11 protein-coding genes are annotated in these 12,585 nt (G+C 44.1%); 8 read left to right on the top strand and 3 right to left on the bottom strand.

Features of this window, described 5'->3' with window-relative positions; genetic code table 11:
• Nucleotides 1-927 precede the first annotated feature (927 nt).
• The 5 genes from VSA01S_RS18255 to VSA01S_RS18275 all read left to right on the top strand — a co-directional run bounded on the left by VSA01S_RS18255 (nucleotide 928) and on the right by VSA01S_RS18275 (nucleotide 7,005).
• Nucleotides 928-2,865 (top strand): type IV secretory system conjugative DNA transfer family protein, encoded by a 1,938-nt coding sequence (locus VSA01S_RS18255; protein ID WP_039980733.1) that lies wholly within the window; start codon nucleotides 928-930, stop codon nucleotides 2,863-2,865.
• Nucleotides 2,846-3,397, top strand: a complete 552-nt coding sequence (locus VSA01S_RS18260) for a DUF1845 domain-containing protein (RefSeq protein ID WP_244949885.1) — start codon at nucleotides 2,846-2,848, stop codon at nucleotides 3,395-3,397. Before VSA01S_RS18255 ends, VSA01S_RS18260 begins: the two co-directional genes overlap by 20 nt.
• Nucleotides 3,385-4,122 (top strand): MobC family replication-relaxation protein, encoded by a 738-nt coding sequence (gene mobC / locus VSA01S_RS18265; RefSeq protein WP_039980730.1) that lies wholly within the window; start codon nucleotides 3,385-3,387, stop codon nucleotides 4,120-4,122. The genes VSA01S_RS18260 and mobC overlap by 13 nt, the downstream gene beginning before the upstream one ends.
• Before the next feature lie 76 nt (nucleotides 4,123-4,198).
• The gene (locus VSA01S_RS18270; protein WP_039980728.1) at nucleotides 4,199-6,412 is read left to right on the top strand and encodes a DNA topoisomerase 3; all 2,214 of its coding nucleotides are present in this window, start codon (nucleotides 4,199-4,201) and stop codon (nucleotides 6,410-6,412) included.
• A complete protein-coding gene (locus VSA01S_RS18275) occupies nucleotides 6,409-7,005 on the top strand; it encodes a hypothetical protein (protein ID WP_039980726.1) in 597 nt (198 codons plus the stop codon). The genes VSA01S_RS18270 and VSA01S_RS18275 overlap by 4 nt, the downstream gene beginning before the upstream one ends.
• Nucleotides 7,006-7,047: 42 nt before the next feature.
• On the opposite strand, the gene VSA01S_RS18280 is transcribed toward VSA01S_RS18275, so the two are convergent.
• From VSA01S_RS18280 to VSA01S_RS18290, 3 genes are all read right to left on the bottom strand, one after another.
• A complete protein-coding gene (locus VSA01S_RS18280) occupies nucleotides 7,048-7,938 on the bottom strand; it encodes an ArdC family protein (protein ID WP_039980725.1) in 891 nt (296 codons plus the stop codon).
• A gap of 146 nt (nucleotides 7,939-8,084) precedes the next feature.
• Complete coding sequence (locus VSA01S_RS18285; protein ID WP_145993879.1) at nucleotides 8,085-8,237, bottom strand: phage shock protein B; 153 nt, start codon at nucleotides 8,235-8,237, stop codon at nucleotides 8,085-8,087.
• Nucleotides 8,238-8,361: 124 nt separating this feature from the next.
• On the bottom strand, nucleotides 8,362-8,775 hold the full coding sequence (locus VSA01S_RS18290) for an antirestriction protein (RefSeq protein ID WP_039980723.1): 414 nt from the start codon (nucleotides 8,773-8,775) through the stop codon (nucleotides 8,362-8,364).
• 914 nt (nucleotides 8,776-9,689) lie between these two features.
• Between VSA01S_RS18290 and VSA01S_RS18295 the strand changes: the two genes are divergently transcribed.
• From VSA01S_RS18295 to VSA01S_RS18305, 3 genes are all read left to right on the top strand, one after another.
• On the top strand, nucleotides 9,690-10,934 hold the full coding sequence (locus tag VSA01S_RS18295; RefSeq protein WP_039980722.1) for a ParA family protein: 1,245 nt from the start codon (nucleotides 9,690-9,692) through the stop codon (nucleotides 10,932-10,934).
• A gap of 4 nt (nucleotides 10,935-10,938) precedes the next feature.
• Nucleotides 10,939-11,901, top strand: a complete 963-nt coding sequence (locus tag VSA01S_RS18300) for a ParB family protein (protein ID WP_039980721.1) — start codon at nucleotides 10,939-10,941, stop codon at nucleotides 11,899-11,901.
• A 358-nt stretch (nucleotides 11,902-12,259) separates the two neighbouring features.
• A partial coding sequence (locus VSA01S_RS18305) for a DUF1440 domain-containing protein (protein ID WP_244949886.1) occupies nucleotides 12,260-12,585 on the top strand: 326 nt, incomplete at its 3' end.

A 12,585-nucleotide genomic window follows, 5' to 3' on the forward strand; every position in this document is an offset into this window, starting at 1 on the left:
TGTTAAACGTACTGCCTCGACCCTTCATCGTGCCATTTCAATCCTTAAGGATTGCTAAATAGCACGATGACCTATGCCCGTTCTTTTTCGGGCATGCCTTTGCAACCGTTTCATGCCAACCCGATTTTTTTGTTTCAATCCACAAGGATTGTTAAACACAAAAACGGGTTCGAAGCATGAAGAGGGCGCTTAAAAAAGACCACCCAAAGCGCAAACCGCGCCAATAAAACGGGGAAGTCTGGCATTCCATGCCACCCATTTTATTGGCATCGAGCGCTGCGGGGTGTGTCTTTTTTTACTGTGAGATAAGACTCAAGCTCTGCTTGAAAGCGCGTCCACAAAGCCAGCTTAATAATCATTCAATCGCGCAAGCGCCCCCTCCGCGGGGCTTGATTGATAATGATTTTTAAGTGCGAAGGATAGGCATCCGAAGCATCTGAATGAGTCCCGCCCCAGCGGGATTGATTCAGACGGGGGAGCCGAAACAAACGCCCGCCCAAGCGATCAGGCGAGACCTCTCCCAGGAGGTCGGTTTGTTTTGGGGGCTCTGCCCCCGAAAACCGTCTCGTAGGCGAGACCAAGCTCGTCTGGTTAGCGGAAAAGGAGACTTTTGAGCAGGTGAGGAACGAAACGCAAAAAGGCGACATTTGACACTTCCAGAGGTGCTTGGTCGCGCGTAGCGTGACGGTTTTCGGCCCTTAATTATGTTCTTCAGCGCAGGGGCGTCCAGCCCCGAGCATGATGAACATAATTCATTGAAAAAGCACCGCTTTTTTGATGTTCGCCCCCTGGGCGAAAAGAGGTATTTAGCGCGTTCAGCGCTAGAGACCTCTGGTTTTCTCGGCTACTCCCCTCGGCTACTGCCTGTAGCCGACGAGAGTAGCCGAGCACAGTAGCCGAGAAAATGTATCGATAAAGGAAATAATTATGCTTGAGAAGATCGAGTTAATTTTGTTTGGGGCTGCCATGGAATTCGCGGTTATGCTCTATCAGCTGACCTACTACAGTGCCTGGTTAATGAGTTTTGTTGCAGGGCTTATCATCCCTATTATCTATTTTGACAAGCCACAAAAAGGCGAACAAGACACGGTCTTGAGACGCCTTTGGGTGGTCGTTGGACTGTTACTTTTTGTCTTTGGTACGCTCGCCATTTTCACCGTCCCTCCCCTCATGGCGTTCGTGCAAAGTTTCCATTTAACCAGCCCAACAACACTGCATTATCCCATGTCCGCTTACATGGGATTGCCTTTCTTTTTACTTGGCATGGGTCTCCATATTGGCCTGCGTCGGATGGCGGCACCACGCGTCAATGAGGTCAAACAAAAACTCACCAAAAAGACTCACATGGCCCGAGACGAACGCACCGATGTGCGCACAGTAAAATCCTTCTTACCTCAAACATTGGATTACGATCCTGAGCGTTACATTGATTTGAGCAAAGGGGTGTTTGTAGGGTTAAGTCGCGAGCATGAGCCGCAATACATCCCCTTAGAAGAAATGCAAAAGCAGCACGCTGACATCATTGGCACCACCGGTGCAGGTAAAGGAGTGGCCACGGGCCTCATCCTTTACCAACTCATTTTGGCCAATGAGGGGGTGTTTGTAATGGACCCTAAAAATGATGAATGGGCGCCGCACTTAATGAAGTTTGCGTGTGAAAAAGCGGGCAAGCCGTTCTACCTCATTGACCTTAACAAGCAAGTCCCACAACTCGACTTATTGGCAGGTGCGAGTCCGGATCAAGTCGAAGAATTAATGGTGGCGGGATTCAGTTTAGCTGAGAAAGGCGACATCGCGGATTTCTATCGCATTGATGATCGTAAAGCCGCACGAGTGTCGCCTGAAAAAGCCTCATCTGATGAACTTCGCTCTTTTGAAAATCTGTTTCACTCAGCTTATGTTCAAGGGCTTGCCGAGACCATCAAAGCGTTTTACGGCAAGCTTGAAGAGATCTCATTAGTGCGTTCGGTGAACGCCATCGGTGGCATGAAGTTGCAAGATGTGTTTGATGAAGGAGGCTGCTGTTACATCATCGGATCGATGCGCAATTCAAAGATTTTGATCACCCAAAAGATGTTGCTGATTCGATTGTTCCAACTCGCTGAAATGCGCGATCGCATCAACACCAAACCGCGACCGATTGCGATATTTTTGGACGAACTGAAGTACCACATTTCAAAACCCGCGATGGAAGGTTTGGGCGCTGCCCGTGATAAAGGCGTGCATTTATTGCTGGCGCATCAGTCCATTAATGACTTAAAAGACTGCCCTGCCGATTTGAATGGTGACGCAGTGGTTGGGGCTGTGGTTGAGAACACCAAATTTAAATTGGTGTACCGTCTTCAAGATCCCGAAACGGCAAAATGGGTCAGCGATATGACCGGCACAATACTAGTCGATGATGAGACGCGTTATGTCGAATCGAAAGGCGCGTTGACCGAAGTGGTCGACAACAAACGTAACATTCGTTTGGCCGAAAGACAATTTGTGGACACCAACATGTTGCTCAATCTGCCTAACTTTGTCAGCTACATTTTTACCACCAATGACTTCCCAAAACCGTCCTTAATCTCACCCATAAAAGTGCAAAAGCAACCACTGCGCACCTTTGATGAAGTGATGTCATGTGAACCAATATCTGAGCCTTTAGATTTCGATGAAGAGGTCCCAGCGCAGCAACATGAATGTTCTGATTTTGATGACAGTGTCCTTTCTTCGCCAGGTGAAGACACTGCAGATGACCTCGAACGCGACCTTAATTTAGATGCGTTACTGACCACAAACCCCGAGCCCGACATCTCCGATGAACTCATCGAAACGTTGGCCAACCAAATTGAAGGATTGAATGATGATGCTACGCAGTAAACGACTGTTGTCTGTCTGGGACAGACACAGCTACAGCAATGAAAAGCGCCCAACGAAAAAGCCCATCGATGGGCTTTTTATTTACAACAGTTTATTTTCTGTCGCCGCGTTTGCTTCACGAACCGAAACCACCGTCAGTAAAAAGTTGGCGGCAGTGACGGCCGATAAATTATTGCTTAAGCTGCGTTCGTGTCGTGATGCCATTAATAAAGAACGACAACATCTCCTGTTTCAAATTGGCGATGTGTCGCTCAACCCAGCGGCAGACATCCCGATGGTTGAGGTCAAGATAGATACCCATCGTTATGCACCGGTGACGGTGATGCTCATCAAAACTTTCCAAGCCTACGATCATTATTTTCATACACTACACCTGGCCAAGATGAATGGTGAGTTGACCGATACCGAGCAGCAAGTGTGTCGTAAACAAGCCATCAACGGATTAAATACCCTACTCCACGATCTCAATCGAAGTTGTCTTTCTTTTCATCGTGTACGCAAAGAGCAGGAGCAAAAAACATGTCCCAATTGATCCGCTCACCTTTAGAAAGACAGCGACAGAGTCAAAAGAAAATAGCCACTGTGATTCAATTTTTAAAACAGGAATCTTACACAAATTTCGCTAATCTCATGTTGCTGCTGAGATACAAAGACAAGAATCCGCTTTACCGATTGATGCGAAAATTAGTGGCTTTTGGTTATGTCCGTGAACATATTTTCGAATTTGAAAATATGCATTTTACCATTTGGGGGATCACAGACCTGGGCCTTACACGTGAAATCTTAAGCGAATTTGAAGACTTTCGTCCCTTCGAACCCAGCAAAGTGAAGTTCACCACACTGCAGCACAAACTCATGAACCAGAAGGTCCAAATCTACTTACAACGTAACGGTTGGACCGATTGGCACAATGGCGATCAGTATGCCTTTCGCCGCAGGTTTAATGTGGAGCATCGACCCGATGCGATCATCACCGCACCTGGCAATCATGTCATTGCGATTGAAACCGAGCGTTCGTTGAAGACCGCTCATCGATATCGGTCTATTTTTAAAAGTCACATCCTGGCTCAAAAAAAAGGCTATTGGAAAGCGGTGTTTTATGTGGTCGAAAACGACGACATTAAAAAGCTATTAAGCCGCCGCTTTGATCAAGTGAAGTTCATTCCTTTTGATGAATCCAAACACCCTTTCGAACTCTATCGGGACAAGTTAGTTCGCATTAAAACCCTCGACGAACTCAAACAAGTCACTTCATAACCCATTTTATTCTCTCACGCTTTCGACGCCCAATGCCCTCATTGGGTGCGTTTCTGCACAACTAAAGGACACCATTATGCGCGTATTTATTGCTGAAAAACCTTCTCTAGCAGCCGCCATTTTTAAAGGGCTGGGCGGGGATGTGGTCAAAGATAAAAAGAACGGGTATTACCAACGGGGCCAGGACATCGTCACCTGGTGTTTAGGGCATTTGTTGGCCTTGTACGATCCCGAAGATTACAACATTGAACATAAGAAATGGTCTCTCGACCATTTGCCGTTAACCCCCGCCTACCCGCCGAAAATGAAACCTCGCCAAGGTGCGCAAAAGCAATTGCAAATCGTCCTCGACTGCATAGATAAAGCCACGAGTATTGTGCATGCGGGCGACCCTGATCCTGAAGGCTGCTTATTGGTTGATGAAGTGCTGACGTTTGCAGAAAACACCAAACCCGTGCAGCGAGTATTGATTGCGGATTTGAACGATAAGCCAGTGAAAAAAGCGCTGGCCAATTTACTCCCGAATGAAGACTTCCAACCGTTAACTCAAAAAGCCCTCGCCCGTTCGTTGGCCGATCAAACTTTTGGCTATAACCTGACGCGGGCCTACACGCTCAAAGCAAGAGAGAAAGGGTTTGATAAGGTCTTAAACATCGGCCGCGTCATTACGGCGATGCTTGGCATGATCAACCAACGCACGTTGGCCAATCAAAATCACCAAAAAAGCTACTATTATGAGCTGTTCGGTCAGTTTGAATTTGCCGGTCGATTCATCAAAGCGAAATTAATCCCAGGGGAGGATTTTGAACTTGATGAAAAGCGCCGCATCTTTTGCTCTTTGGACGCCGCTGCAACCAAAGAAGCAGATACAAAAGCGAGCGCGCAGATTAAGGTCATCGAGAGCAACAAGGATGTGCGTAAACCCATGATGCCTTTTAATCTCTCTAAGCTGCAAATTGAAGCGGCTAAGAAATGGGGATATAAACCACAAAAGGTATTGGATGTGTGCCAAGCCTTATATGAAAAACATAAACTCTTAACCTACCCTCGCAGTGACAACCAATACCTTTCTGATGCACACCTGGATAATGCCCCTCTGATTTTGGAGGCCATAAAAGGGACACTGTCACATTTATCGGGCGATATCCATCAAGCCAACAGTACGTCCAAACATCGAGCGTTTAATGCCGATAAGATTGAGGCACACCATGCCATCATTCCCACCGAGAAAAGTGGTGAAGGGGTTACGCTCAAAGAAGAAGAACGCCATATCTATGAACTTGTCGCCAAACGTTTTATCGCCCTCTTTTATCCAGAATCGATTCGAGAGAAAGTTACTCTGGATGTGGATTGTACGGGCCGCTGTTATCGAGCTACACAGACGACACTATCGAGTCAAGGATGGGAGGCGTTATTCAAAGGGGAGCATCAAGACGAAAGCAATGCCAATGATTTGGATTTAACCGCTTTTACAACAGGGGAACAAGGGATTTGCCAAAGCGTTGAGATGGAGAAAAAAGAAACCAAGCCACCGCGTTATTTTGATGATGCCAGCTTACTTTCTGCGATGACCAAAGCGGCGAAATTCATTCAAGATCCTGAATTGCGTAAGACACTCGAAGCAAAAGATAAAGACACTGCTGGAGAAAATGGGTCAATTGGTACAGAGGCGACCCGAAGTGGTCATATCGAAAAGATTGGCCAGCTGACTCACTTAGTCCGGTTGGAAAAAGAAAAAGGCTACAAGAATCCGGTGTATAAAACCACCGAAGCAGGGCAAGAGTTCTGCGCCCTACTTCCTGATGAAATCGTCCGTCCCGATATCTCAGCCATCTGGGAGCAAGACTTGCAGCGTATCGCCCAAAAAGAGCAGTCCGTGCAAGCGTTCCTGGATAACGTCAATCTCTATCTAGAAAACCAAGTCAACTATGTGAAAGTACGAGGGGTGCCTTTTACTAAAAGACAAGGCATCACCTGCCCGACTTGTCAGCAAGGCAGTCTCCTAAAGCGTAAAGGGAAAAATGGGGCTTTTTGGAGTTGTAATCGATACCCAGAGTGTAAAACCACGTTTCCTGATGACGGCGGAAAGCCGAACCTCAATCCCAAACCTCGTCAGTCTTTCTCGGTGAGTACCGATGAATTTTGTAAGCAATGTGGAAAAGGACTGGTCAGGCGCCCAGGAAAAAAAGAAGGGGTGTTTTGGTGGGGGTGCAGCGGCTTCCCCAAATGTAACGTGCGTTTCTTTGACCAAAACGGCCGTCCAGATAGAGACCGAGGAGAGTTAGGATGAGGCATCAACAACGTTTTGATAATGGCAATGGTGAGTTAGTGGAAGCGGCCATCTTTGTTCGAGATAACGTACTCGATGCAGACGGTGACCGCTATGAGACAGACTGCCCTGACTGCGGTCATCAAGCATCTAAATACGTTTTCGATGAATGTTTAGGGGGGACCATAAATCAGGTGTCTTCACTTGATTGCACTCATTGCGGATTTCATCAATGCTCTCAAGAAGTTTGCCCTACATGTGAAGAGCAGTGGGAAGCTTCAATTCAAGCATCCGCAGATGCTTTAGATAGGGATATGGAAGACGGTGGCAAGCTGAGTCTTATTGCTGAATGCATCGATGAACGAATGTTGGAGTGCAGGCCCGTGTCTGGATGCACTATAACGTTGTTTAAACTGATCATGACGAACAACCCTGGCGCACGCGCTTTTTGTTATCTGGATGATCCAGAGAATGATGGCATGTACCGTAGCCGTAGCGTGAAAGAAGCCATCAACATATTCAAAATGCATTTGTTAAACGTAAATTTCAATCGAAATCTTGAGTTGAAGATAGCTCAAGCGAAACAAGAACTAGAAGGTGATGAGAGCCCCTAGAAATAAGAAACCCGATAACGTCACACACGTTATCGGGCCATTTCATGCTGCACTTTGTTTGCTTTCATTATGTTGGACTAAGTCAGTCAGGTACTGATGTGCCTTACTGGCTGAAGCCGCTGCTTTAAAAATATAACGCTTGTCATTTTTTAACGCTTGAAGCCAACTGGCAATATAAGATTCGTGTTGTACGTCCCCGACAATGCCTAATTCTGCCATTAAAAAAGCACTGCCCAGCTCCGCGATGAGTTCCTCAAACGCATAGTCTTTGGAGCCGAACTTGTTTTTTAAATCTCGGTCCAACCTTGATTTATGGCCTGTCCAATGGGTCAGTTCATGCATAATCGTTGCGTACCTATCTGGGGTTGAGGTAAAGCGTGTTTTTTCCGGTATCACAATATTATCGGTGCTCGGGCGGAAAAACGCCTTCGCCCCGCCATAAGTGATATTGGCTTGCGTTGCCTCAATAAAAGCTTCCACTTCATCAATGCACGCCACGCTGTCTTGTGTGGGAATGGGTGTTGGACCTGTCACCTTGCCATCTAGACCATCAATTTGGTCAACGTTGAAGACCACATAAGTTTTCAACATGGGATAGCACTCTTCCTCGTTTAATGCGCCTTTCTTTTGCACCATTTTGTAGAAAAAGATACGCGTCCCCTTCTCTCCTTTGCGAACGTTTCCCCCCATTTCTTTGGCCTGCTTGAAGGTCAACCAATACTGAGATGAAAACCCTTGCTCGGCCGCACTTATCCAAAGCAGCATGATGTTCATGCCAGAATAAGCACTGTGAGTCGATGCATTCACAGGAAGGCCGCTTGCACATGTCGTGTCCCAGGGACACTGCCAAGGCTTGATGCCTGCCTCAAGAGATTGAACAATTTTGTCTGTGATGAGTTGATAAAAATCCTGGGTATGAGTGGACGTTGTCATGAGCGTCATTCCATTTGTTAAATTAACCGGTGGGTTGCTCATTTAACTGGCGCTTGCCAGTTAAACTGGCAAAGCGAATGTTCATAAAAGAAACCGACAGCGAGATGACTGTCGGTCTATTTTGTGAACTTAGGGGTTAGTGCGACTTAAAAGGGGTCTTCACAAGAAGTGCAGAGATACTCTGTCTCAAGGCTATGAATAAGCTCAGCGTAGGCGGCTTGCTCTTCCAGTGATTTCTCATCATTGATATCGAGTGAAGGACCATTTTGTCGTTTAAAAGAGTTCGTGTGGAAAATCATTATGATCACCTTTAGGTTAGTAGGTAGATAACCAAAAAGTCACTCATCATAACTGGCCCAGAGGACCATCAAATTATGATGGTCACTTCGGCATGTGTGTCTATGACACAAAGAATTGGTGGGGTTAATCAATAAACACTTCGATTTTATCCCACTCTGAATGTTGCTGAGCGTATTCCATTAACAAGGCATGGTATGTGCTCAAACGTTCCACTTCTTTTTCCTCACCATAATAGTATTCATGGCAGGCAAAGTTGCTCAGAGTTGCGAGCATAATACAAATACCGGCACTTTCGTCTGAAAGTGTAACTTTAGCAAAGTTATTGGGGTTATCGAGCGTGATGGGCGTTTTCATCTTTGGAAAAACAAATTGGCCACCATTACTCAGTCCGACAAACTCCCAATATCCGCCATTGTAGCCTTCGATAAACTGATCAGCGAAGTGATACAACAGATTCTCAAAGTGAAGGTATTTCTCAGCCATTGAGGGTAAAAAGTTCAAGCGTTCTTCAGTTGGGATAATGAATGAAGCAATCATGATGATCACCTTTGATTTGATGAGTTGATAACAGTGTAAAGCTATCAATCATAATCTTGGTCTGTCGGACCATTCGATTATGAATGGTCGCTTTACCAAGATTGTGCGGCTAGGGCGCAATAAAAAAAGTATCAAACAATGTGCGTATTTTCAAGAATATTTTTTGTAATTACACTGAAGCATGAAAACAACTTTTACCGAACAATCAATAACCGTGTGGAAGCCATATATTTCTTTCTCTACCATAAAAACCATAAGAGAAGCTTCTAATCAAATTCTAAAAGGGCGTTTACAGAATGATATGGAACATCGACAAGCAAAACTTATCAAAAAATATTTATATCATTTTTCCTTTATGTTGCTTGTAAGTTGGTTAAATTGTAATTTTTACCTGTTCTTGCATAATAAATTTTGTACATAACGGGAAGAAAAAATCAGATGGTTACGACAGTTGGTACATTATAGTTTGTACACTAATAGGCTTGATCGGTTTGCTGCATTCTTTGTTTCTGCATACAGCTTGCAGTATATCGCGTCTCTAACACTATGTTTTAATGAGCTTAAAGGCTATTGTGCAAACTTTATTGTCCTAAGACATTACCATCAAAAAAGTGAATGAAATTGGGGCGGCTTTGGGGACAATGGGGGTTGTTTTTTCTTGGTTTTTATTTTTATTCCTTTTAAATCAGCATCTTACATTGTTTTTGTGGGGTGGGGAACAAGTGGTTTAGGAAAGGCTTTACTTCTTAACAGCTATCTTTCAGGAACATCTCTTCAGTACATTCCCCCCAAGCAGAGTCATCCAATAGAGGGTTTAAACCTTTTTTGCGACATTTTTTTATTAAAAGGTTTAAAGTTGCTTTTTTGTGTATTATATTTACGTCAGTTAATTTTAAATACAAAGGGCGATAAACATGGGCTCAATCATCGATTCACTGGAATCCGTATGTGTACGGATGCAAAAAGAGCAAGCTGATTTAAAAGCCGTTATTAAAGAACGGATGCAAATCAACGTAACGGATAAAGATATTGATGGGAGTGTCGATCGTCTTATCTACAACCACTCTCTGAAAAAGAAAGAGCTACAAGAACTTTTTGGCTTATCACGTGTTACGTTTAACACTCGAATCGATGAAGCAATTGAGCAAGGAGTAATAGGCCAACCTATTATCCAGGGCCGAACACATCTTTATAATAGATTTGATGTGCTAAATATGATGACGCATATGGGATACCCAAGTTATTCAGAACGATTTGAGCCCACAACCATTGTGATTGAAAACCACAAAGGTGGTACCGGAAAATCGACCACGACTGTAACCCTAGCAACAGCAGCGGCATTAGATCTAAATTTGAATGCTCGATGCTTAGTCATTGATTTAGATCCTCAAGGCTCTACTGGGCAAAATCTAATCCATCAGGCTGGAGATGACTCTGTCTACATGACAGCGGTTGATATCGCTCTCGCTAGCTTTGAGCCAGAAGGGGATTTCAGCCAATATTTAAATGATTATGAATACGCTGATTTGGTTAAGGCCATACCTTTTAAAACACACCTACCTAATTTAGATGTTATCCCAGCTTTCCCATCTGACGAGCGATTTGTTGACCAGTATTGGGCACAAACTGAAGAAGGGCAGCTTAAGATGGTGAGTGTATTAAGAGAAAAAATACTGCCCATTCTTAAAGAAGAGTACGATCTAATTTTTATTGATACTCCTCCTCAAAACTCACCAATTCTTTGGGCTGTAAATGAAGCGGCAGATGCAGTGCTTATCCCTGTCACACCACGAGAATTTGATTTTGCTTCTACCAGCAACTACATGGCAACCATGCCAAATACTTTTAGGGAATTACCCTCAAAAGGGGAGAACTTGAAATGGGCCAAACTATTACCAGTCAACTTTGATGACAAAAGTGCACATGAAGTAAAAGTGTTCGACAAGCTTTTACGAGCAGCTCAAGGGCACTTACTTTCTACGGCCATCCGTCATTCTGAAGCGTTCGTAGCTGCTGCAGAAAGTAACCGCACCGTTTTAGATATTAAAAAATCAGAGCAAGTCTGCAGCGGAAAGCAATTCGATTTAGCCATGACTTCTGTTAATGCCGTATATCATCAGTTCATCACTGAAATCAAACAACTTGCAACGAAGAGATAAGCCCATGTTAAGACCACAAGATAAGCGCACGAGTTTTCAACAAGGCAATCAACTCAACAAGCGTAACGATAGTGATGCAGTGAAGAAGACATTCACTTTTGCAAGTGGAAAACAAGTGGCTGCGACAAGAGTCCTTGTTAAAGCAAGTGAGATTGCAACTAAAACGGCCATCCATGTATTAAATCCACGTCGACAAGCTTCACTTAGCTTAGAAGCCGTTCGGGATATCTTACCAACCATCGAAAGTGAAGGAGTGCATACTGAAGGCGTTGCAATCAAAGATAAGCAGGGCAAATATCAGTTACTTGATAGTTCACGTCGTCGGTTTTGTTGTCTTCAAGCTCAAAAAGATCTCCCTCTTTGGGTGATTGAAGCTAACGTAGATAACAGCGATCTCATTGCTTATATCAAAACCACACAATCAGTCAAAAAGTTATCCTATCGCGAGCTTGGCTCTGATTATGCTTTGCTGATGGAGCAAAATGGTTTCAAAAAACTCGATGAGCTTGCTGAATTCTTGAACCTCGGCAGAGAGACCTGCCGCAAACGTTTTGCAGCTGCAGGAATCAATCAGATTCTTATCGATGTTTTTCCGGACTGCGAAGGCATTCCTAACAATTACTACGCTAAGTTAGCAAAAGTAGAAAAACAATTGGTGAAGAGGGGCCTCAAACTAGAAAGCTTCATTAAAAGCTTAGATAAGGTAGAAGTAGGGCAGGGTAGTAGTGTCGAAGATGCTCAAAAACGCGTGCTGGCCAATATGGAAAGTAAAGCACAAGGTAAGGTAGAGAAAGCAACTTGGACTACACAGGCTCTAGCAGAATTTAGTAATAAAAACACTTATGCCAAAGTCTCACGAAGTAGTGATCAGCGCCAGCTTAAAATTGAGTTAAGCAGGTTATCTCCAGATATCTACGAAGACATAATCGCTTACGTATCTGACAAGGTCAAAGCTGATAGTAAATGATTTTCAAGAGACGACTACCTATAGTGGTACATTTTACCCAGTTCAAATTGAACTGGGTAATTTTTGCCCCCAAGCCTCTTAGAGAAAATACTCTACACAATTCAGGGGGCGTGCGTTTTCCCTATAAAACTTAATATCAAGCTCATCAAGTAGATGTTGCTGGCTTTTATGCGCTCACAGAATAATTGTATCTGAAGGATTGCTCTGTCACACCTCTAGCTATATCTATTACATAAACGACACATCTTCACTTTTTTTTGTAACAACCCCTTCAAAACTTAGATTCCGAAAAGGATATTTTATTATTTATGCATAAATATAAATTCTGGCTATTCATATTTATTTCTCAAGGTTGCTTATGTTGGATAAAGTTAATACAAAAATAGTGCTTCTAGGTACATTGTTAGGTGGCGCGATAAGCTCAATGGTCAAATCTGGAGCTGAATCTCCCATGCCTCCACGTATACCAGGCGAAGCTTCTCCACCTGCAGTAAATATAAACGAGTGGGGGCAATGGTTTGGAATTGATGCCAATTCTTTAGATTATGTCTACCAAACAGTGACCGTTCCAGGAGCGGTGGTTCTTTATCACTGGTTGTTCAGCTTTATTTTTGCATTTGTCTATATTGCTTTATCGGCTTGCTGGCCAAAAGTAAGATTGTGGTTTGGTGCTGCTTATGGCCT

It is taken from the genome of Vibrio sagamiensis NBRC 104589, assembly GCF_007990935.1.
GTDB lineage: Bacteria > Pseudomonadota > Gammaproteobacteria > Enterobacterales > Vibrionaceae > Vibrio > Vibrio sagamiensis.